This is a genomic window from Streptosporangium roseum DSM 43021, from assembly GCF_000024865.1.
In the GTDB taxonomy this organism is placed as follows: Bacteria; Actinomycetota; Actinomycetes; order Streptosporangiales; family Streptosporangiaceae; genus Streptosporangium; species Streptosporangium roseum.
Map to the genome: position 1 here is coordinate 2821891 of NC_013595.1, position 21341 is coordinate 2843231.

General features: G+C 71.9%; 18 protein-coding genes. 8 read left to right on the forward strand and 10 right to left on the reverse strand.

What is annotated here, in order from left to right; genetic code table 11:
- The first annotated feature begins 57 nt into the window (after nt 1–57).
- From SROS_RS12565 to SROS_RS52105, 6 genes are all read left to right on the forward strand, one after another.
- Nucleotides 58–2109: a right-handed parallel beta-helix repeat-containing protein gene (locus SROS_RS12565; RefSeq protein ID WP_012889309.1), complete on the forward strand. Its 2052-nt coding sequence runs from the start codon at nt 58–60 to the stop codon at nt 2107–2109.
- On the forward strand, nt 2106–2573 hold the full coding sequence (locus SROS_RS12570; protein WP_012889310.1) for a hypothetical protein: 468 nt from the start codon (nt 2106–2108) through the stop codon (nt 2571–2573). The genes SROS_RS12565 and SROS_RS12570 overlap by 4 nt, the downstream gene beginning before the upstream one ends.
- 17 nt (nt 2574–2590) lie before the next feature.
- Nucleotides 2591–3850, forward strand: coding sequence for a hypothetical protein (locus SROS_RS12575; protein ID WP_245564619.1), 1260 nt, complete (start codon nt 2591–2593; stop codon nt 3848–3850).
- Between the two features lie 7 nt (nt 3851–3857).
- Nucleotides 3858–4445, forward strand: coding sequence for a TetR/AcrR family transcriptional regulator (locus SROS_RS12580; RefSeq protein WP_012889312.1), 588 nt, complete (start codon nt 3858–3860; stop codon nt 4443–4445).
- A 277-nt stretch (nt 4446–4722) separates the two neighbouring features.
- A complete protein-coding gene (locus SROS_RS12585; RefSeq protein WP_012889313.1) occupies nt 4723–5139 on the forward strand; it encodes a prevent-host-death protein in 417 nt (138 codons plus the stop codon).
- A gap of 245 nt (nt 5140–5384) precedes the next feature.
- The gene (locus SROS_RS52105) at nt 5385–5561 is read left to right on the forward strand and encodes a hypothetical protein (RefSeq protein ID WP_245564620.1); all 177 of its coding nucleotides are present in this window, start codon (nt 5385–5387) and stop codon (nt 5559–5561) included.
- A gap of 16 nt (nt 5562–5577) precedes the next feature.
- On the opposite strand, the gene SROS_RS12595 is transcribed toward SROS_RS52105, so the two are convergent.
- The 7 genes from SROS_RS12595 to SROS_RS12625 all read right to left on the reverse strand — a co-directional run bounded on the left by SROS_RS12595 (nt 5578) and on the right by SROS_RS12625 (nt 15760).
- On the reverse strand, nt 5578–5943 hold the full coding sequence (locus SROS_RS12595; RefSeq protein WP_043651903.1) for a hypothetical protein: 366 nt from the start codon (nt 5941–5943) through the stop codon (nt 5578–5580).
- A 26-nt stretch (nt 5944–5969) separates the two neighbouring features.
- Nucleotides 5970–7754: an NAD+ synthase gene (locus tag SROS_RS12600; protein WP_052317188.1), complete on the reverse strand. Its 1785-nt coding sequence runs from the start codon at nt 7752–7754 to the stop codon at nt 5970–5972.
- An 88-nt stretch (nt 7755–7842) separates the two neighbouring features.
- A complete protein-coding gene (locus tag SROS_RS12605) occupies nt 7843–8736 on the reverse strand; it encodes a TolB family protein (protein ID WP_012889317.1) in 894 nt (297 codons plus the stop codon).
- 59 nt (nt 8737–8795) lie between these two features.
- The gene (locus SROS_RS12610; protein ID WP_012889318.1) at nt 8796–10958 is read right to left on the reverse strand and encodes a sensor histidine kinase; all 2163 of its coding nucleotides are present in this window, start codon (nt 10956–10958) and stop codon (nt 8796–8798) included.
- 2 nt (nt 10959–10960) lie between these two features.
- Nucleotides 10961–12430, reverse strand: a complete 1470-nt coding sequence (locus tag SROS_RS54195) for a BTAD domain-containing putative transcriptional regulator (RefSeq protein ID WP_012889319.1) — start codon at nt 12428–12430, stop codon at nt 10961–10963.
- An 85-nt stretch (nt 12431–12515) separates the two neighbouring features.
- On the reverse strand, nt 12516–14468 hold the full coding sequence (locus SROS_RS12620) for a sensor histidine kinase (protein WP_012889320.1): 1953 nt from the start codon (nt 14466–14468) through the stop codon (nt 12516–12518).
- A gap of 71 nt (nt 14469–14539) precedes the next feature.
- Nucleotides 14540–15760, reverse strand: a complete 1221-nt coding sequence (locus tag SROS_RS12625; protein WP_043655424.1) for an MDR family MFS transporter — start codon at nt 15758–15760, stop codon at nt 14540–14542.
- Nucleotides 15761–15807: 47 nt separating this feature from the next.
- Here SROS_RS12625 and SROS_RS12630 point away from each other — a divergent pair, with 47 nt between their 5' ends.
- On the forward strand, nt 15808–16785 hold the full coding sequence (locus SROS_RS12630) for an ArsR/SmtB family transcription factor (protein WP_012889322.1): 978 nt from the start codon (nt 15808–15810) through the stop codon (nt 16783–16785).
- A 109-nt stretch (nt 16786–16894) separates the two neighbouring features.
- On the opposite strand, the gene SROS_RS12635 is transcribed toward SROS_RS12630, so the two are convergent.
- From SROS_RS12635 to SROS_RS12645, 3 genes are read right to left on the reverse strand one after another with little or no spacing between them, the layout of a single operon-like run.
- Nucleotides 16895–17974 carry a terpene synthase family protein gene (locus tag SROS_RS12635; protein WP_012889323.1) on the reverse strand — a complete coding sequence of 360 codons (1080 nt, stop codon included), beginning with the start codon at nt 17972–17974 and terminating at the stop codon, nt 16895–16897.
- A 26-nt stretch (nt 17975–18000) separates the two neighbouring features.
- Complete coding sequence (locus SROS_RS12640; protein ID WP_012889324.1) at nt 18001–18546, reverse strand: EF-hand domain-containing protein; 546 nt, start codon at nt 18544–18546, stop codon at nt 18001–18003.
- Nucleotides 18547–18580: 34 nt separating this feature from the next.
- Nucleotides 18581–19468 carry a terpene synthase family protein gene (locus SROS_RS12645; protein ID WP_012889325.1) on the reverse strand — a complete coding sequence of 296 codons (888 nt, stop codon included), beginning with the start codon at nt 19466–19468 and terminating at the stop codon, nt 18581–18583.
- A gap of 225 nt (nt 19469–19693) precedes the next feature.
- On the opposite strand from SROS_RS12645, the gene SROS_RS12650 reads away from it, so the two are divergent.
- Complete coding sequence (locus SROS_RS12650; RefSeq protein ID WP_012889326.1) at nt 19694–21055, forward strand: glutamine synthetase family protein; 1362 nt, start codon at nt 19694–19696, stop codon at nt 21053–21055.
- Nucleotides 21056–21341 lie beyond the last annotated feature (286 nt).

The following is a 21341-nucleotide window of genomic DNA, read 5'->3' on the forward strand; positions in this document are numbered from 1 at the left end:
CGGGGAGACGCAGGACAAGCCTAGGCAAAACATGAACATTGTTCTACTCTCGCGGTCATGCGTCCCCTGCGCAGGGTCGCGACCGCCGTCGCGCTGACCCTCGGCCTGCTGCTGCCTGCCTCCGCCGCCCTCGCCCACGAAGAACGCCCCGTGACCTTCCCCGACGGGTCGGGCAGCGTCCCGGTGCGCCGTACCGGGGAACCCGACCTGCTGGTCTGCAAGAGCGACCGTGCCGACTTCGGCAGGCGGATCGCAGGCTTCCCGCCCGATCTCAGGCGGCGCAACCTGGAGCTGTTCGAGCGCTGCCAGGAGAAGGGGTACCGCCACCTGCAGGAGGCGGTGGACCGGGTCGACCGCCCCGGGATGACCGTCGCGATCCTGCCCGGCGTCTACCTGGAGGAGCCCAGCCAGCCGGAACCCACCGGCGCCTGCGCCCACCTGAACGCCCGCTGGTCGTCGTGGGGCTACCAGATCCTCTCCTACGAGCAGCAGAAGCAGTGCCCGCACAACCAGAACCTGGTCGCCATCCTCGGGATCAGGAACCTGCAGATCGAGGGCACCGGCGCGGAACCGACGGACGTGATCATCGACGCGCAGTACAAGAAGCTGAACGCGATCCGGGCCGACATGACCAACGGGATCTATTTCCGCAACTTCACCGCTCAGCGGACCACGTTCAACTCGATCTACATCCTGGCCACCGACGGCTTCGTCATCGACACGATGCTCACCCGCTGGAACGACGAGTACGGCTTCCTGACCTTCGCCAGCGACCACGGCCTCTACACCGACTGCGAGTCGCACGGCAACGGCGACTCGGGCATCTATCCGGGAAGCGCCTCCGACATCAACGACGGCCGTGGCCACGACGTGCCGCGCTACTCCATCGAGATCCGGCGCTGCAAGAGCCACCAGAACATGGTGGGCTACTCCGGTACGGCGGGCGACTCGGTCTACGTCCACGACAACGAGTTCTACGACAACATGGGCGGCGCCTCGATGGACAGCGCGTTCGCCGGGCATCCGGGCCTGCCGCAGAACCACGCGCGGTTCGAGCGCAACCGGATCCACGACAACAACCAGGACTACTACCGGTACGTCGCCGACGGCACCTGCGCCAAACCCGCGGCCGAACGCGGCTACGAGCGAGGTGTCGTCTGCCCGCAGATCGGCATGCCCCGGGGTACCGGGATCGTCACGGCGGGCGGCAACTGGAACGTCTTCCGCGACAACTGGATCTGGGGTCACGAGTCCGCCGCCTTCGGCCTGCTCGCGGTGCCCGCCTTCATCCGGGGCGAGGAGTCCTGGGACAAGCAGTTCGACACCTCCCACCACAACCTCTACGAGGGCAACCACCTCGGAGTGACGCCCGAGGGGACCCGCCGCCCCAACGGGGCCGCCGTCTCCTGGGACGGCCAGGGGAGCGGCAACTGCTGGCAGCGCGGCATCGGCCCCTCCACCCCCTGGGCCCTGCCCGCCTGCGGCTCGGCCGGGCCGGCCCGGATCCTCAGCGAACCCGTCAAGATCGCTAAGAACTACCTGTGCAACGACTACAGCGTCAGCGAGAGGCGGCTACCGGCCGGATGCGACTGGTACGGCTCGACCGGCCTTGCCAGGGTCGAGGTCCAGCTGGCCCTCGCCACCTCCCTCGTCCTCGGCCTGATCGCGATCCTGCTCCAGCTCCGCAGGCTCCGCTCGCGCGCGGGACTCGCCGTCACGTCCGCCGGCCTCGCGGGACTGACCCTGGACGTCTTCGGCGCGGCCCACACCTACACCCCGCTGCCCGCCGCCGCCCTGGCACTGATGGGCGTGTGGTGGATCGGGGCCGGATGGCTGTGGCTCGGGAGGGGAGGAGCGGCCGGGGCGCGGACCGGGGCCGGGGGACCGTCGCGCGGCCGGGCGTTCGGCTGGTTCACGGCCGTGCTCGGCGCCCTCGCCCTGATCGACGCGTTCGACAAGGCGGTCATGATGATCCCGCTGCTGCCGCTCGGGCCCGGCTGGATCCGGGGCCTGCTCGCCGGCGTCTGGACCCTCTGGGCGATCGTCCTGCTCGCCCCGAAGCCGCGCCGTACGGCCGCCGCCGCGCGCATCGAGGAAGTGCCCGCGTGAGACGGTCACGGTTTCCCGGGGCCGTGGAGACGGCCCCGGGGACATGGCGAACGTGGCTCCCGAAGGGGCGGCGGGCGCTGGGTGTCGCGGGTTCCTGCCTGCTGCTGGCCGCCTGCAACATCTCCACCGGCCACCACAACCCCGGCACCGACCACAGCGTGGCCACCGCGCCCCCCGCCTACGACAGCTACGGCGTCCCCGAGGGGCCGACGGTCGAGATCGCGATCACCGGCCGGAAGGTGGTGCCGCCTCCCGGACGCGTCGAGGTCGCCAGGGGACAGGCGGTCCGTCTGGTCGTCACCTCCGATGTCGCCGACGAGCTCCACGTCCACGGCTTCGACCTCACCCACCGCCTGGAACCCGGCCGGCCCGTCACCGTCGACGTCGTCGCCGACCGCACCGGGCTGTTCGAGGTCGAGACCCACGACTCCGGGCTCGTCCTGACCCAGCTCGCCGTCCGGTGACCGGCCCCCCGCGCGGCGTGACCGACTCCCAGGGCGTGACCGGCCTGCTCGCCCACGGCCTGGGCAGCCGGCACGACCTGCCGATCCCGCTGTTCTACGCCTTCGCCGGGGCGTTCGCGGCGCTGTTCGCGTCGTTCCTCGGGCTGGCCCTGCTCTGGGCGGACTCGCGGTTCCGAGGCGGTGCGGCGGGGCGGCCGGTGCGGCTCCCCGAGGGCGCGCGGATCCGGCGGGCCCTGCGGGTCCTCGGGCTGGCCGGGGCCGCCTTCACCGGGGCGTGGATGCTCCTCGGGCCCGACGACCCGGACCGGAACCCGGCGGCCCACCTGGTCTACGTGGTCCTCTGGGTGGGTCTGGTCCCGGCGTCGTTGCTGATCGGCCCGGTCTGGCGGCTCCTCAACCCCCTGCGGACCATCCACCTGCTGCTCGGCGGCCGGGACAAGGGACCGGCCCCGTTCGGCTACCGGCCGGCCGCGCTCGGCCTGGCGGCCTTCGCCTGGATGGAGCTGGTCTCACCGGCCCCCGCCTCGACGACCACGCTGCTGGCCTTCTCCATCCTGTACGGCGCCGCCCAGCTGGCCGGTGCCTTCCGGTACGGGACGCGGTGGTTCGACCGGGCCGACGCCTTCGAGGCCTACTCCGCCCTGATCGGCCGCCTGTCCCCGCTGGGCCGCAGGGACGACGGCAGGCTCGTGCTGCGCAACCCCTTCGACGGGCTCGACGCCCTCCGCCCGGCCCCGGGGCTGGTCGCCGTCGTGTGCGTGCTGCTCGGCACGACCGGATACGACGGGTTCTCCACCTCCCCGTGGTGGGTGGACACCCTGCAGGCCGGGCCGCTGGGCCGTACCGCCACCGGCACCCTCGGCCTGCTGGCCGCGATCGGCCTCGTGGCGGTCCTCTACCTGGCCTGCACCGCCGCCGCCGGAGTGATCAGCCGTGGTCACGGTATGGCCCCGCGGTTCGCCCACTCGCTGATCCCCGTCGCGGTCGGCTACCTGATCGCCCACTACTTCTCGCTCCTCGTCATCGAAGGCCAGCAGGCGGTCATCCTCTCCCTGGGGCTGGACCGGACCGTGGACCAGGAGGTGGTGGGCGTCGGCGTGATCGCCTCCGTCCAGGTGCTGGCCATCGTGACCGGCCACGTGCTCGGCGTGGTCGCGGCCCACGACCGCTCCGTACGGCTCTTCCCGCCGGAGAGGGCGGTCGCCGGGCAGATCCCGCTGCTGGTCCTGATGGTCTGCTACACCGTCGGCGGGCTCACCCTTCTCTTCGCGGCATGATGGGGCCGTGGGATCCTCCGTACGCAGAAACCCGGTCCAGCAGCGCAGCGTGGATCGGGTGAACCAGATGCTCGACGCGGCGGCCGCTCTGCTCGACGAAGGCGGCTACGACGCGCTGAGCACCCGGGCGGTGGCGGCCCGCGCCGAGGTGCCGGTCGGCTCGATCTACCGCTTCTTCCGCGACAAGCGCGGCCTGGCAGACGCCCTGGCCCAGCGCAACCTGGAGCGTTTCCTCGCCCGGATCGAGCGGCGGCTGGCGGGAGTGGCGCACTGGCCGGACATGGCGGACCTGATCGTGGACGAATACGTCGAGATGAAACGCACCGTCCCGGGCTTCGCGGTCGTCGACTTCAGCGAGAACCGGGCGGTGGCCGAATCGCTCGCCGACCACCTGGCCCGGCGGATCGCCCCGGCCGACCCGGACCACCGCCCGGTGGACACGGCCGGTCTGCACCGTCCCCTGCTCGTCGCGGTCGAGGCCGCCGACGCACTCCTCAAACTCGCCTTCCGCGAGTCTCCCGACGGCGCCCCCGGCTACATCGCCGAGACCAAGCAGCTCCTCCGCGCCTACCTGGAACACGTCCTCTCGCGCTGACCGGGAACCCGGAGGTCACCAAGGCGCGCATCGCCCTCTACCGGGACGGGCAGCTCGTGGCCGACGTGCCTGTGACCGTCCGGGCCCCGCCGGGCTCGGCGGCCGGTCCGCGGGTCGAGGATCAGGCGCCGGCACACCAGGACCTGCTTGCTTGCCGGAACCCTGGGCCTGCCGGATTCCAGATTCCAGAGCGGCCGAGATCAGCGGCGAAGTACTCTAAGTACTTGACGTACTTGTGGGCAGAGCTGACGATTGGAGGACCATGCCAGGAGGCTCTGTGACATCTCTGCATTACGACAGCTACACCGAGGCGCGCGCCCACCTCAAGGACCTCTTGGACGCGGCCGCGCGTGGTCAGACCGCCACCCTCCGTCGGGATACGGCCAGAGCCGTTGTGATTGACGCTGAGCGTCTGCGGGATTTCCTGACCACAGTGACCCCGTCCCGCGCCGAGGTGGTGCCCGAGGACGGCGGCTGGTCGGTGTTCATCCCCGGACTGCCCGTGGCGGCGGACGGTCCCACCTTTGATGCGGCGATCGATGAGATGGTCGACGCTCTCCGCGACTACGCCGAGGACTGGCAGGACCGTCTCCTCGATGCACCCAACCATCGGGAGAACTGGGGCCTGGTCCTGTTGATCTCCCTTAGCGATGACGATGAGCTACGTCGCTGGCTGACAGGTCAGGCATTGTGATGTGGCCTCAGGCCACCAGGGAGAACCACGAGAAGTTCTGTCTGGGAGAAGGGTGGATCAAGGTCCGTGACGCGCGTGGCCGTTCAGGAACCCACCACGTCACTTACGAGATGTGCCTCCCCGACGGCAGGGTCCTGCGGACCAGGATTTCACATCCGCCTGACCGGACCTCCTACGGTCGCAGCCTGTGGGCGCACATTCTCCGTGACCAACTCGATGTCACAGAGGACGAGTTCTGGAAATGCGTGAAGGAAGGCGAGAAGCCGGACCGGGGCATGCCGATCGTCCCGGCCGAGTCGCTCCCCGCTGACCTCGTCCATCTTCTGATCACGCGGGTCGGTCTCAGCGAGGCGGAGATCGCGAGGATGACCAGAGAGGCCGCCATCACCAGATTGCAGCTCTTCTGGTCCGACGGCTCCTGACACAGAACCCACGCCTCTATCGGCAGTTCTCCATGGCAGTCACCCTGTGACGCCGATTTGTGAGTACTGCCGTGTCCACCGTGACGGCGAAGCACTTACTGATCAACCCGACACCGAGCAGTGATCCTTTCTTCGCCATCACTACAAGGTTCACCGGACTGGTTCCGGGGATGGACTTCACCGCTTCCACCATCGCGGCCCGCAACGCCTGATAATCGACGACCTCCTTTCCCGATACGCCGGCGCCCTCGTCGCCGGCGACCATGACGCCGTCGCCGCCTGCCGCGGCTGTTCCTCGCTGATCCTCGGCGACGAGGGCGTGCCGGCCGTCGGAGGTGAGAGCGAGGTGAAAGCCGCCTTCGCCGGAGCGGCCGGACGCCACCGCGACCAGGGCCTCACCGAGGCATGTCAGGCGATCGTCTCGCGCCAGTGGTTGGTGATGGGCAGGCGGCGGTCGCGGCCGAAGTTCTTGGGGGTGATCTTGGGGCCCGGGGGATACTGCCGGCGCTTGTACTCGGCGAGGTCGACCAGGCGGATGATCCGGGCGACCAGGGCCGGGTCGTGGCCGGCGGCGATCAGCTCGGCGGAGCCCATGTCCTTCTCGACGTAGTCGTCCAGGAGCCGGTCCAGCACGTCGTACTCCGGCAGGGAGTCGGTGTCGCGCTGGTCGGGGCGGAGCTCGGCGCTGGGCTCCTTCTCGATGGAGTTCTCCGGGATCGGCGGCACCGCGAAGCCGTGCAGGAACGCGCCGGACCTCCCCGCCTGGGCGTTGCGCCAGCGCGACAGCTTCCAGACCAGGGTCTTGAGCACGTCCTTGATGGGCGCGAAGCCGCCCGCGGAGTCGCCGTAGAGGGTGGAGTAGCCGGTGGCCAGCTCGCTCTTGTTGCCGGTGGTGAGGACCAGGTGGCCGTGCTGGTTGGACAGGCCCATCAGGATCATGCCGCGGACCCGGGCCTGGAGGTTCTCCGCGGCCAGGCCGGACAGCTCGATCTCCTTCTCGAAGCTGTCCACGATGTCGGCGATCGGCACGATCCGGGCGTTGACCCCCTGCCGGTTCACCAGCTCCCAGGCGTCCTCCAGGGAGTGCTCGGAGGAGTAGCGCGAGGGCATCATCACCACGTGCACCCGGTCGGGGCCGATGGCGTCGGAGGCGATCGTGGCGGTCAGCGCCGAGTCGATCCCGCCCGACAGGCCCAGGATGACCGACTGGAAGCCGTTCTTGGCGACGTAGTCGCGGACCGCGAGGACCAGCGCCGAGTAGACCTCGGCGATGTCGTCGAGGTGCGGGGCGATCGAGGGCGGCTCGGGGGCGTAAGGCTCGACGGGGAAGGCCGACAGCTCCAGCCGCTCCACCGTGATGACGGTCCCGTCCCCGGCGTCCACCTGGAACGTGCCGAGGCCGCCGAACCTGGCCTCGGGCAGCTCCAGGTCCGTGACCAGCAGTTCCTCGGCGAACTGCGCGGCCCGCGCGACCAGCTCGCCGGAGGCGGAGACGATGATCGAGTCGCCGTCGAAGACGAGCTCGTCCTGCCCGCCCACCTGGTTGGCGTAGGCGAGGGCGCAGCCCGCCTCCCGGGCCCGGCGGGAGACGAGCGCGAGCCGTACGTCGTCCTTCTCCTTCTCGTACGGCGAGGCGTTCGGCACCACCAGCAGCCCGGCTCCGGCCTCGGCCACCACCGCGACCGGCCCGCCCTCCTGCCACAGGTCCTCGCAGACCGCGATGGCCACGTCGACCCCGTGCAACCGGAAGATCGGCAGCCGGTCGCCGCGCACGAAGTAGCGGTATTCGTCGAAGACGCCGTAGTTGGGCAGGTGGTGCTTGGCGGTCTTGGTGACCACACGGCCCCGGTGGAGCAGCGCGGCCGCGTCCAGCGGGGCGCCCTTGGGCTGCCCCACCCGCGGCGCCAGGTCGGCCCGGTCCACGTAGCCCACGACCGCCGGGATCTCGCCGAGACCCTCGTCGGCCAGCCGCCGGGCGAGGGCCTCGACCGCGGCGGTCGAGGCTTCCACGAACGAGCTGCGCAGCACCAGGTCCTCGACCGGATAGCCGGTCAGGAACATCTCGGTGAACACCACCAGGTGCGCGCCGCGGCCGGCTGCGCGCCGGGTCCACTCGACGAGCTTGTCGGCGTTGGCTGCCAGGTCGCCGACCACGGGATCGGTCTGGGCCAGGGCGATACGGAGTTGAGCCACGTGCTCCACCCTATTCCCGGCCGCGCCGGAACCTGTCCAGAGGTGATCGGGGCGCCGGGCCCCGATCACCCGCGGACGGGCCGGCGCCCTAGCCGAGGACGCCGAGCAGGCCGAGGTTCCTGGCCTTGGCGGGCTCGGCCACCCGCTGGATCTCCTTGCCGGAGGCGTCGAGGGTCACCAGCGTGTTGGCGGCCGTGCCCCTGACGCGGACCGCGAGGCGGCCGTCGCGCAGGTAACGGGCGCCCACCAGCCTGCCCTTGACGGGGATGGTGATCTTCTTGCCGGTCTTGGTGTCGTAGATCGACGGGGTGAACAACGGCGTCCAGGAGCCGTCGCCGCCGGGGGCGTTCGGGCCGATCGCGTTGACCACGACCCGGCGGCTGTCGGGGGACAGGCTCTCCACGTGGTTGGCGAGCTTGATCCCGGGGGCCTTGACGGAGACGCGGGAGCGGGTGTCCAGCAAGTAGACGCCGGCGGTGTCGCCGGCGTAGCCGGCGAGCGTCCTGCCATCGGCCGACCAGGTCAGATGGCAGGGGCCGAGGGTCGTGCCGGAGTCGACGACGCCCTTGCCGTTCGCGTCGGCCACGACCACGGTCATGGCCGCGGCCGTGCCCTTCTTCAGGTAGGCGACCCGCTTGCCGTCGGCGGTCCAGGCGGGGGTCAGGCAGGGGCCGATGTAGGCGGCGTCCTTGGCGATCACCTTGTCCCCGCTCGCCGAACCCACGCGCAGGCGGCCTTTCTCGTCGACCCAGGCGATGCGCCGGCCGTCGGGCGCCACCGAGAACTGCGCCGAGAGGGTCCCGCCGCCGATCCGGACGCTGGTCAGGCCGGGGCGCCGGTCGGTCACCACCTGAACCTGACCGTCCCTGTAGCCGAAGTAGGTGGCTCCCGTGACCGGTGCCGCCTGTGACGAGGCCAGTGCGGGGGCGGCGAGGGTGGACACGGCGAGTGCGACGCCGGCGGCCATGGCCCAGTGCTTCACAACGATCTCCTCAGATCAATCCTCTAACGGATGTTAGAGACCTGAAAGGCGTCAAAGGTTCACATCCGGGCGGCCGAAATCGGCAGCACGGCCTCCACCACCGTGCCGCCGCCGGGCGCCGCGCCGATCACGCACGTCCCGCCGAGCTCCGCGGCACGCTCGCGCATCGACAGCAGGCCGATACCCGAGCGCGGTCCCGCGGGCAGCCCGTGCCCGTCGTCCTGGACGCGGACCACCAGCGACTCGCCGCGTCGCAGCGAGACCACCGCCGAACGGGCCCGCGCGTGTTTGCGGACGTTGGTGAGCCCTTCCTGCGCGATCCGGTAGGCGGCCACCTCGGCGGCCGCGGGGAGGTCGGACAGGTCGCCCTCGGTCTCGACGGCCACCTGCGGGTCCCCCTCGACGGCCAGCGCCCGTACGGCTCCGGCCAGGCCGAGCTCGTCCAGGGTGGGCGGGCGCAGGCCGTACACCAGCTCCCTGATCTCCTGGCCGACCGCGTCCATGCCGCTGCGCAGCTCGGACAGGAGCCGGTCGGCGGAGGCGGGGGACGTGCGCATGCTGATCCTGGCCATGTTGATCGACATCGCCATGTCGGTCAGCGCGTGGCCGAGCCCGTCGTGCAGGTCCCGGCGGAGGCGGCGGCGCTCCTCCTCGCGGGCGGTGAGGATCCGCTCGCGGGAGCGCTGCAGGTCGGCGGTCATCCGTACGGCGTGCACCACGTCCGCCACGTACGGCGTGGCCACGGTGATCAGCCGGTCGTTGTGGGCCGCGGCGAACCTGCGGGGGCCCGGGGAGCCGAGGAGCAGCCGCCCGACCGGTTCCCCGTGCCAGACCAGCGGCACCGTGCGCGGGGCCGGGCCCAGCGGGCCGGCCTCCACCCGCCTGATCCCCGGGTCGTTCACCTCGACCACGACCCCGGTGACGCTCAGCCCGTCGCGGATCACCGCGGCCACGGCGGCGAGCGCGTTGGCGGGATCGGCCTGGCCGACCTCGTGTGCCAGCCGGGCGGTCAGGGCGCGCGGGTCGCCGTGCGTGCCGTACATGAGCCGGTCGACCCAGCGTCGCAGCACGAGGCGGAGCGGATGGAAGACGACCCCGGCGAACAGCGCCGCCGCCAGGCCGCCGATCCGGTCGTAGCCGGACAGGGTCAGCCCGGCGAGCGCGCCGACCCCGAAGTAGACCGCGCTGACGGCGGAGATCAGCCCGGCGGCCACGAAGGCGCGGCTGACCACGGTGTCGATGCCGTAGAGCCGGTAGCGCAGCACGGAGAAGGCGATGGCGACCGGGATCAGCGCGGTCGCGATCGTGGCCGGCACGTGCCAGGCCGCCCCGGCGAGCAGGAAGACGACGTAGACGGCGAACGCGGTCAGCGGCCAGGCGATCTGGCGGCGCAGGACGGGGTCGGCCCGGCGGGCGCGCAGGGCCAGGGAGAGCAGGGCCAGGACCGCCATGAGGTTGATCAGGCCGGCCAGGGAGTTCTGGATCGTGGCGCTGTAGGGGGCGAGCGCCTCGATCGCGAGAGAGTTGGGGATGATCTGGGGAAGCGGGTAGTCCTTGGCGGGCGGTGTCGGGCGCACGATGAGGCGGACCGCCTCCAGCACCATCACCACGACCGCCACGACCACCAGCGGCCGCCAGCGCCGGGAGGGCAGCCGCCCGTCGGGGGAGTACAGCGGGAGCACGATCGCCAGCAGCGTGCCGCCCACGATCCAGCCGATCCCCCCGGCGTAGCGGTAGTAGCCCGCGACCGCCAGGTCGCCCGAGGCCCCGGAGTAGCCCATCATGGCGCTGCCGAAGACGTTGACCGCGCAGCCCAGCCCGCCGACGCACATCAGCCAGGCGGTGACCGGACGCGAGCGGTGGGCCAGCAGGAAGGCGGCCATCACCGGGAACGTCAGCCCCCCGGCCAGGTCGGGTGTGACGAATATGCCCGGGAACCACTCGGGCGGCAGGTTCACGGTGACCACGATGCCGATCACCGTGAGCGCGACCGCGGTGGCCGCCACCACGACGATGACGACCAGCCGGGCCGAGGGCAGCGAGGCGAGCGCGGAGCCGGCGCCCTCCGGGCGGGCGGGCGGGGACGAGGCGCGGGCCGCCGGGACGGCCGGGGCGTCCGTGCCTTCCGGGCGCGCGGGCCCGGTGGCCCCGGAGGTCTCCCGGCCCGGCGCCTCCGGCACCGCCGGGGCCGCCTCGTCGCGGCCCCGTCCCTTCCTGGACATCGTTACCTGCCTATGCCACCCGGGTTGACCAGCCCCGACTCGTAGGCCGAGACGACGAGCTGGGCCCGGTCGAACAGCCCCAGGTGCTCCAGGAGCTTGGACACCGACTGCGACACCGACCGTTCGGAGACCGACAGGGTCGCCGCGATCTGCCGGTTGGTGAGCCCTCGGGCGACCAGTTTCATCAGGTCCAGCTCGGTGTCGCCGAGACCGGCGAGCCCGGGTGGGGCCGAGGGGTCGGTGCGCCCGGCGAACGAGGCGATCAGCCGGGTGGTGACGGCCGGGTCGATCAGCGCGTCACCGGCCTGCGCGGCGCGCATCGCGCTGATGAGCTGCTCGGGGGCCGAGGTCTTGAGGACGAAGCCGCTCACCCCGGCCCGCAGTGCCGCGTAGAGGTTGTCGTCCGTGCCGAACGTGGTCATCATGATCACCTTCGGCGGGGAGTCGTCGGCCAGGATCCGCCGGGCGGCGGTCAGCCCGTCCAGCCGGGGCATCTGGATGTCCATCAGCACCAGGTCGGGCGAGGTCTCCCGGACGGCCGCGATCGCCTGCTCGCCGTCCTCGGCCTCGGCCACGAGGTCGAAGCCGGGTTCGCTGTCCAGCACGACCCGCAGGCCGGTGCGGACCAGGGCCTGGTCGTCGGCCACCACGATGCGCAGCGCCGCCGGCCCCGCCGACCGCTCGGTCACCCGCGCGGAGGCCGTCTCCTTGGGGGCCGCGGGCAGGTCCAGGTGCGCGGCCTGCGACAGCATGTCGGACTCCAGGCGCTGAAGGGTGGCGCCGAGGTCGAGCCCGAGCTCGTCGCGGAGCATCACCCTGGCGCGCCGGAGCGCTCCCAGCGCGTCGCCCTGCCGGCCGCTCCGGTAGAGCGCCAGGGCGAGCAGCCGCCAGGCCTCCTCCCGCAGCGGATGGGCCGAGGCGTGCGCCTCCAGGTCGGCCACCAGGGCGCCGGACTGTCCGAGCAGCAGGCCCGCGTCGGCACGGCGCTCGACCGCGATCAGCCGCAGCTCCTCCAGCCGGCCCGCCTCGGTCACCGCCCACGGCAGGTCGGAGAACTCGGCGAGCGCGGGGCCCCGCCACAGCGCGAGAGCGTCGTTCAGGCGCTCCCACGCCGCCGCCGGCTCGCCCTCCATCTTGACCGCCCTCTCGAACCTCCAGGAGTCCACCTGGCCGGGGGCGGCGCGCAGCGCGTATCCCGGCGGGGCGGAGACCAGCACCTCCGCCTCCTCCCTGGGCGCGCGGCCGGGCTCCAGGGCGCGCCGCAGCCGCGAGACGTATCCCTGGATGGTGGACAGCGCCTGGGCCGGAGGCTCGCCCGGCCAGAGCTCGTCGATGAGCATGCTTACGGGGACGGCGCGGCCACCCGCTACGAGCAGCCGGGCCAGCACCGCCATCTGGCGTTGGCCGCCGAGGTCGAGCACCACGTCGCCGTGGCGCGCCTGAAAAGGCCCTAGAGCGCGAAATGTCAGCATTGCAGGCGTAAGCGTAGAGCTACCTGGTCCAATGTCATACGGCAATACCCACCATCGTTCGCAGGCTGTAAGAAATCACTGGTCGTCAGATCTCCACATTCAAGTTCAACGGCAGCACCGCTTCGACCACGGTGCCCCCCTCCGGAGGCGAGCCGATCACGCAGGTGCCGCCGAGCTCGGCGGCCCGCTCGCGCATCGACGCCAGCCCGACCCCGGAGCGCCGGCCGGGCTGGACGCCGACCCCGTCGTCGCTCACCCGGACGCGCAGGTCCTCGCCCCGCTCCAGGGAGACCCGCACCACCTCGGCCCGGGAGTGCTTGCGGACGTTGGTCAGCGCCTCCTGGACGATCCGGTAGGCGGCCACCTCCGCGGCGGCCGACAGCCCGGTCAGGTCCCCGCGCACCTCCACCGCGACGTCGGCCCCGGCCATCTCGGCCAGTGCCCCGGCCAGGCCCAGGTCGTCCAGGGCGGGCGGGCGCAGGCCGTACACCAGGTGCCTGATGTCGCTGGTCACGCTGTCCATGCCGGAGCGCAGCTCGGTGAGCATGAGGTCGGCGGTCTCGGGGGAGACGTGCAGGGAGCGGCGGGCCGCGTTGATGGACATGGCCATGCCGCTGAGCGACTGGCCGAGGCCGTCGTGGAGATCGCGGCGAAGGCGGCGGCGCTCCTCCTCGCGGGTGGCGACGATCCGCTCGCGCGACCGGCGCAGCGCGCCGACCAGCCGGACCGCATGGGCGGCGTCCGCCACGTACGGCGTGAGCGCGGCGATGACCCGCTCGTTGTGCGCGGCGGGCAGCCGCCTGACCCCCGGAGGGCCGATGAGCAGGCGGCCCACGGGCTCGCCGTGCCAGACGAGCTCGATGTCGCGGACCACCTCCCGCAGCTCTCCCGCCGTCGCCTCGTCGGGCCCGCCGTCCTGGAAGCGCACCGCCACCCCGGTCACCGCCAGCCCCTCGCGCAGCACGTCCAGGGTGGCGACCAGCCCGCCGGCCGGGTCGGTCCGCTGCAGGCGCCGCCTGAGCTCTCCGGCGAGCGCCACCGGATCGCCCTTGCTGCCGTAGAGCAGGCGGTCGGCGCCGCGCTGGAGCACCCGCCGCAGCGGGTGGAAGAACGCCCCGGCGCAGAGCGCGGCGAACAGGCCGCCGATCCGGTCGACGCCTGACAGGAACAGGCTGGAGGCGGCCCCCGCCGCCACGTACACCCCGCCGATCGCGCCCACCAGGCCCGCGCCGACGAGCGTCCGCGTGATCAGCGTCTGGATGCCGTAGAGCTGGTAGCGCAGCACCGCGACCGCGATCGCGGCGGGGATCAGGGGGAGGGTGAAGGTGGCCAGCCACCAGATCGGGTCGCCCACCACCCACGGGATGATCAGCCCGGCGAACGCGAGCAGCGGCCAGAGGATCTGACGCCGCTCGACCGGGTCCGCGCGCCGCAGGCGCACCGCCAGCGACAGGAAGGCCAACCCCATCGCCCCGGCGGACAGGCGGTGCAGGATCTCCAGGAGGGCCGGCTGCGGCTGCTGCACCTCGAGGACGGTCAACAGCGACCGCAGGCCGTCCAGGCCGAGCACCAGCACGGCGAAGACCACCAGCGGGCGCCACCGGGGCGAGGGGAGCCGGCCGGTCGGATACAGCAGGGGCAGCAGCACGCCCAGCAGGAGCGTCGCGACGACCCAGCTCTGGCCGACGATCACCCACAGCACCTTGGGCGCGCCCGGCGCGTAGGGGGTCGGGGCGTGCAGCCGGGCGATGTTGGCCAGCAGGATGTTGGTCGCGCAGGCCAGGCCGCCCAGCACCAGCAGCCAGCCGATGATCAGGCGTGGCCGGTTGAAGACCAGCAGCGCTCCGAAGATCGGGAAGGCGGTCCCCGCCATGTCCTCGGGGGCGAACGGCAACGGCGTGTAGGAGGGCTGCGGCAGCTGCGCCGTGACCCAGATGTTGACGCACTCCATGGCGACGGACACGGCGGTGACCAGCACCGCCGCCACCCGCGCCTGAACAGGCGTAACCGTCGGGAACACCCGGCTCAGCCCGCGCATCGCCCCGGCCCTTCTATGTCGTACTTAGAGGGACCTTAACGGGCGCGAACAACAATCCAATCAACAAGCGATCAACGCTGCGCCACCGCCGTACGGCGGCGCAGCGCCGGGCCGATCGCGAGCAGGCCCCCGGCGGCCACCAGACTGATCGCGCCGATGGCCGGCCAGAGCGCCGCCGGGCTCACCTCCAGCAGCCCGGTGCCGAGCAGCGGAGCGAGCAGCGCCCCGCCCGACCACGCGAAGCCGTACATGCCGGAGTAGCGTCCGCGCAGGTGGGGCGGGGCGAGCGCGGCCACGATCGCGCCCGGGATGCCCGCGGTGACGATCTCGCCCGCCGTCCACAGGATCACCGAGACCGTGTATCCGATGATGCTGGAGACGGCGGCGGTCAGCGCGAAGCCCGCGCCGATGACCGCCAGGCCCACGGCGAGCACGGTGCTGTGGTCGAGCCGGCCGAACCAGTCGCCGGTCAGCGGCTGGACGAGCACGATCAGGACGCCGTTGACGGCGATCACCATGCCGTAGTCGACGGTGGTGAACCCCTCGTGGGTCATCGCCAGCGGCAGGGTGGTGAACGCCTGGCTGTAGGCCACGGTGGAGATGAGGGTGATCACGCTGAAGGCGACCATCAGCCGGTCCTTGAGCACGTCGGCGAAGCCGCCGCGCCGCTGCCCGCCCGGCCCGCTCCGCGCGGGCAGCGTCTCCGGCACCGCCCGCCACACCAGCAGGCCGAAGGCCAGCGAGGTGGCGGCGTTGACGCCGAACATCCAGCCGTACCCGGCCCGGGCGAGCCAGCCGCCCGCGACCATCGCCACCGCGAAGCCCAGGTTCAGCGCCCAGAAGAGCAGCCCGTAGGCGCGCGGCCGGTCGAGGGGCGGGATCAGGTCGGCCACCAGGGCGTTGGACGCCGGGCGGTAGACGTCCACGGTCATGCCGAGCACGAACATGGTGGCGACGATCGCCGGGAGCGAGGTGCTGTAGCCGAGCGCCACCATGGTGGCCGCGGTCGCGACCATGCCACCGGTCAGGGTGATCCGCCTGCCGAAGCGGTCGGCCAGCCAGCCGGCGATGATCTGCGACAGCAGCGAGCCGACGCCGAAGACCGCCATCACCGCCCCGGCGGCGGCATAGGACATGCCGCGCGCCTGGGTCAGGTAGACGCCGATGAACGGCTGGACCATCATGCCCACCCGGTTCACCAGCGTGCCGGTCCACAGGGCCCAGAACGCCGGGGGCAGGCCACCGATCTTCGATCGCAGGAAACCGGGTCCGGCAAGGGTCCTACTCGTCATGCCGCCAGGGTTGGACATGCGCCCGGAGGTACGCGAATCTTTTAGCCGTGCCTAAAAAGTCGTGCCACGTCGAGTGGATCTTCGCCCCGGAGGACGTGGCCCGGATCCGCTTCGCGTTCTCACCGATCTGGGAGCTGGTCACGAGCCTGCGCGCGCTGCGTGACCCGGCCAGGCACTCCCTCCACCTGCCCTGGGTGCGCGCCGTACGGCCCCGCCTGGCCGGCGTCGACCTGTCGGAGCTGTTCGCGCTGGTCCCGCTCCACGGATATCTCGTGGACTTCGTCACCCCCACGCCCGAGACCCCGATGCCCGACTTCGCCGCCGATCTCGAACGGGTACGGCGGACGTCCCCGGAGCGGGCGGCCGAGGAGGCGAGCTGGGTGGTCGGGTCCGACCCCCACCTCATCGAGCGCTTCACCGCCGACCCCGAGGCGGGCGTGGCGAGGGTCGCCGACACCCTGGAGCACTACTGGGAGACGGCGTTCGCCGAGTTCTGGCCCCGGATCTACGGCCTGCTGGAGGCGGACGTGCTGCGGCGCTCCCGGCAGCTCGCCGTGGGCGGGGCCCGCGAACTCTTCGCCGACCTGCACCCGAACGTGCGCTGGCACGGCGACCGGCTCAGGGTCACCCGGCCCTGGGACTACTCCGAACCGATCGGCGGCGACGGCCTGGTGCTGGTGCCGACGGCCTTCTACTGGCCGGACACGGCCGTGATGGTCGAGCCGTACCAGCCGATGCTCCTCTACCCGGCGACGGGCGTCGGCACGCTGTGGGCCTCGGGCCCCCCGCCCGCCCCGGGGGCCCTCGCCGCGCTGCTCGGCCGTACCCGGGCGCAGATCCTGACCGCCCTGGCCGATCCCACGACCACCTCGGCGCTCGCCCGGCGGATGACCCTCACCCCGGGGGCCGTCAGCCAGCACCTGACCGTCCTGGCCGACGGGGGCCTGGTGACGCGCCGCCGCCTCGGCCGCGAGGTCGTCTACCGCCGCACCCCGATGGGCGACTCCCTGGTCTGCGCGTCCTGACAGGACGCCGGAGGGAGCGGCGTGCCGGGGCCGGCCCCGCCGCCGGGCGGGTGGCCCGCCGGGCGCGCCCCGCCCGGACGGCTCGGGAGCGCGCCCGGGAGCCGCGCGGTCACGTCACGCTGTAGCGGCTGGACTCCAGGAGCCACTCCAACTGGGCCCTGGGCGCCGAGAGGAACGCGCACGCCACCTTGCTGACGTCCCTGGCCTGCGCCGGTGACAGCCCGAGCCGGTCGAACAGCTCCGGCAGCCGCATGGCGGCGGTCCGCAGGTCCTCGGCGCGCTCGGCGATGCGGTCGTTCACCCACGCCACGGCGCCGGCGTCCGAAAGCCCGAACGCGGCGGCCGCGACCGTCACGTAGTTGTGCACGTCGCCGTTCGCCCGCTCCTTGGGATGGGAGGCGACGTCGTTGCACCACGCGGTGACGTCGTTGCAGGCGTCCACCAGCGTCCGCCAGGTCGGGCTCTCCCGCAGCCGCGCCGGCACCTCCGCTCCCAGGCACGCCTCCACCAGGTCGAACAGGTAGGGGCCGGCGGTCCCCCGGCGGAGCGCCGGGTACTCCCCGGCGGAGGGCACCCGCCCGGCGCGCCGGTTGTCCGCCTCCGCGCGGCAGGCCGCGCCCTGCTCGCGCAGCCCCAGGGCGAACCGCTCCCGCCAGCGCGCGCTCATCCGCCCGGCGGTGATCCGCCAGAGGTCCTGGAAGGCCGCCTCGACCGGGGCGGCGCCCCGCGCCTGAAGCGGCACCGCGCCGCCCCGCGCCTGGGCCGGTACGGAGCACGCCGCCGGGGGCGGCGCGGATCCCGTCAGGCGCCCGAGGCGCGCGAAGGTGGCCTCCACGATCTCGGCCGCGTGGCCGGCGGGTTTCTCGTCCCACTCGTCGTCGAAGTGGAACAGCCACGTCAGCCACTTGGCGAACAGCAGGGCCGCGTCCACGCCGAAACCGGCGAAGGCCCGGCCGGCCATCCGCTCGAACCCCGCCCGCGCCGGTGTCTCCAGCCCGACCTCCCGGGTCCACTCGGCGAGGGAGGCCTCGATCCGGTCGATCGAGGAGTGCATGCGGCAGGGAGCGGCCATCGCGGGAACCCGGTCGACGAGAGGCAGCAGCAACGTCGCGGCCACCGTGGGAGCCCGCTCCCAGGGTGGCCGCGGTCCCGTGGCGCCGGTCTTCGCGGTGACCATCTGGGATGACATATGGGCCGGTGTACGGGTCAGCGTCACTACAGCGGACCGAACAGCCAGTTGCCGGCCGCGTTCGGGTCGGCGCTCGTGTAGTACTGCCGGGCCGCCTCGACCAGCTCGCCCACCGAGATGCTCCCGTCGTGGTCGCGGTCGAGCCTTTCGAAGGCGACGTCCACGTCGTCGTGCGGCGTGCCGAACGCGGTCAGCATGACCCTGAACTCGACCGGCCCGACGGCCCCGTCGCCGTCGGCGTCGCACAGCTCCGCGATCGCCTCGGCGGCCGGCCCGAACACCGCCTCGAACCGGTCGCCCTCGACGAACGCCGAGGTCATGCCGGCACGGAACTCCTCCGGAGAGATCGCGCCGTCGCCGTCGCCGTCGATCTCACCCGACAGGGTCTGCCAGATCGACTCGAAGCCGTGGACGAGCCTGCTGCCGGTTGGCGAGGTCGGCGACTCGCCGAAGCCGACCAGGATCCGGGCCCCGAGGCCGAGCAGGTCGTCACGCTCGATCTTCCCGTCGCCGTTCACGTCCATGTGCGCGAACGCGCGGTCTAATTTGTGCTTGAGAAGCTCAGTGCTCATCTTGACCCCCGTGTTACGTCAAGAACTCAGACGGTTACCGTAAGTGACGATAGCGAGGTGATTCCAACAGCCACTCCAGGTAAGCCCTGGGAATGGTCAAGAAAGCGCACGCCACCTGGATCACCTCACGGGAGGCGGCGAAGTCGAGGCCGTGCCGTTCCACGACCACGGGAATCGCGCGGGCGGCGGTCCACAGCTCCTCCATCCGGGCCACGACGCGGTCGATCACCCACTGTTCGGCCGCCTCGCCGCGCGGGCCCGGCGAGACCGGGGCCACCGCCACGTAACCGCCCCCGGAGACCAGATCGCCGCACCAGACGGCCACGTCGGCGCTCGCCTCGACGACCGCCCGCCACTGCGCGCTCTCCCGGACCGGCGCGGGCACCTCCACCCCCGTGCATGGCTCCACCAGGTCGAACAGGCACCGGCCGAAGCGGGCCCGGCCCAGCGCCGGGTAGTCCTCGGCGGACGGCGTCACGGGGTCGAGCAGCGCCGCGTGCTGGGCGGCCAGCCCGGCCAGGAAACGCTCGCGCCACCCGTCGCCCATCCCGGGCGCGCAGACCCGCCACAGGTCGGCGAAGGCCCGTTCCAGCGGCGGCCCCGGCTCGCCGCCCCCGGCCACCGCGAGCACCCCGGCGAACGCCGAGGGCTTCTCGCGGAAGCGGGAGGTCCAGGTCAGCCAGCTCGCGAACAGCGTGGCCGTGCCCATGCCGTACCGGGCGAAGGCCCGCCCGGCCAGCAGATGCGCGCCCGCGCCGGGGTCGGCCTCCAGGCCGACCCTGCGGGACCACTCGATGACCGCGGCCTCGATCTGGTACATCGACGGATGCATGGGGCACGGGGCCGCCATCGCCGCCAGCCGTTCGGTGAGAGGGGCCGGCAGCGAGGCCCCGCCCGATGATCTGTGAACTCCGGTGCGCATCGTCTCTTCCCCCGAATAGAACGTCAGCGGCTCCGGCGCACACTGTAGGAGGGGACGGGGCGAGGCACGCGGAGGCACGACGGAGCAGGTCACGCGCGGGCGTGACGGGTCCGATGCGGCATCTCACCGCTCTTCCTCGTAACGTGTGCGAAACACGGAGCGGGCAGACTGGTAGAAGGCCAGACGTGCCGCACCACGTCGGCGTCGGCGATGAAGGAGAAGGCTTTGGACCGCCAGCAGGAGTTCGTTCTCCGCACCCTTGAGGAGCGCGACATCCGGTTCATCCGGCTGTGGTTCACCGACGTGCTCGGGTTCCTCAAGTCGGTGGCAATCGCCCCGGCCGAGCTCGAAGGGGCTTTCGCCGAGGGCATCGGCTTCGACGGCTCGGCGATCGAGGGCTTCGCCCGGGTCTACGAGTCCGACATGCTCGCCAAACCGGACCCGTCGACCTTCCAGATCCTGCCCTGGCGCAGCGAGACGCCGGGCGCGGCCAGGATGTTCTGCGACATCCTCATGCCGGACGGCTCGCCCTCGCACGCCGACCCGCGCTGGGTGCTCAAGCGCACCCTGGCCAAGGCCTCCGAGATGGGCTTCAGCTTCTACACCCACCCCGAGGTCGAGTTCTTCCTGCTGAAGAACCGGCCCGAGCGCGGCGCGCGTCCCGAGCCCATCGACGACGGCGGCTACTTCGACCACACCCCGCACAGCTCCGGCCACGACTTCCGGCGCAACGCGATCATGATGCTGGAGTCGATGGGCATCTCGGTCGAATACAGCCACCACGAGGGCGGTCCCGGCCAGCAGGAGATCGACCTGCGCTACGCCGACGCGCTCACCACCGCCGACAACATCATGACCTTCCGGCTGGTCATGAAGGAGGTCGCGCTGGAGCAGGGCATCTGGGCGAGCTTCATGCCCAAGCCCTTCACCGAATACCCCGGCTCCGGCATGCACACCCACATGTCGCTGTTCGAGGGCGACCGCAACGCCTTCTACGAGCCCGGCGCCGACTACCAGCTCTCCAAGGTCGGCCGCTCCTTCATCGGCGGCCTGCTCGCGCACGCCGCCGAGATCACCGCGGTCTGCAACCAGTGGGTGAACTCCTACAAGCGCCTGTGGGGCGGCGCCGAGGCGATCGCCGGAGCCGGCGGCGAGGCCCCGAGCTACATCTCCTGGGGCCACAACAACCGCTCGGCCCTGGTCCGGGTGCCGATGTACAAGCCGCACAAGAGCGGCTCCACCCGTATCGAGTTCCGCTCGCTCGACTCGGCCTGCAACCCCTACCTGGCCTTCGCGCTGATCCTGGCCGCGGGCCTGAAGGGCATCGAGGGGGGCTACGAGATGCCCCCGGGCGCCGAGGACGACGTCTGGGCGCTGACCTCGGCCGAGCGCCGCGCGCTGGGCATCCAGCCGCTGCCCCAGTCGCTGGACGAGGCCATCGCGGTCATGGAGCGCAGCGAGCTGGTCGCCGAGACCCTCGGCGAGCACGTCTTCGACTACTTCCTGCGTAACAAGCGCACCGAGTGGAACGAGTACCGCCGCCAGGTGACGGAGTTCGAGCTCGGCCGCTACCTGCCGGTCCTGTAAGCACAGGTCAGCGGCAGATTTTCGCAGAATGAAGGTGTTGGGCCAACAGCGGTGAACCGTTGGCCCAACACCTTCTCGTCGGCCCTGGGCTGTCTGCGGGCCGTCGGGCCGGGATCCGGTGGCCTCATCGGACCCTGTCCACGGCCCGCCGGGTCCGTTCCTCACGCTGGACGTACGATCTCAATCGTTTCTTCACGGGACATCTCGCGAGCATTATGATCTTCCTTCGAGCTGGCCTTGCTGATCATCAGGCGAGGCTTCCATGCTGATGGGGCGGTAAAAGACG

Bases quoted from the DNA above. Each gene is read 5' to 3' on its own strand.
- SROS_RS12565 (WP_012889309.1), top strand. From the start codon at position 58: ATGCGTCCCCTGCGCAGGGTCGCGACCGCCGTCGCGCTGACCCTCGGC.
- SROS_RS12610 (WP_012889318.1), bottom strand. From the start codon at position 10,958: ATGTCCAGGAAGGGACGGGGCCGCGACGAGGCGGCCCCGGCGGTGCCG.
- SROS_RS54195 (WP_012889319.1), bottom strand. From the start codon at position 12,430: ATGCTGACATTTCGCGCTCTAGGGCCTTTTCAGGCGCGCCACGGCGAC.
- SROS_RS12620 (WP_012889320.1), bottom strand. From the start codon at position 14,468: ATGCGCGGGCTGAGCCGGGTGTTCCCGACGGTTACGCCTGTTCAGGCG.
- SROS_RS12625 (WP_043655424.1), bottom strand. From the start codon at position 15,760: ATGACGAGTAGGACCCTTGCCGGACCCGGTTTCCTGCGATCGAAGATC.
- SROS_RS12635 (WP_012889323.1), bottom strand. From the start codon at position 17,974: ATGTCATCCCAGATGGTCACCGCGAAGACCGGCGCCACGGGACCGCGG.
- SROS_RS12640 (WP_012889324.1), bottom strand. From the start codon at position 18,546: ATGAGCACTGAGCTTCTCAAGCACAAATTAGACCGCGCGTTCGCGCAC.
- SROS_RS12645 (WP_012889325.1), bottom strand. From the start codon at position 19,468: ATGCGCACCGGAGTTCACAGATCATCGGGCGGGGCCTCGCTGCCGGCC.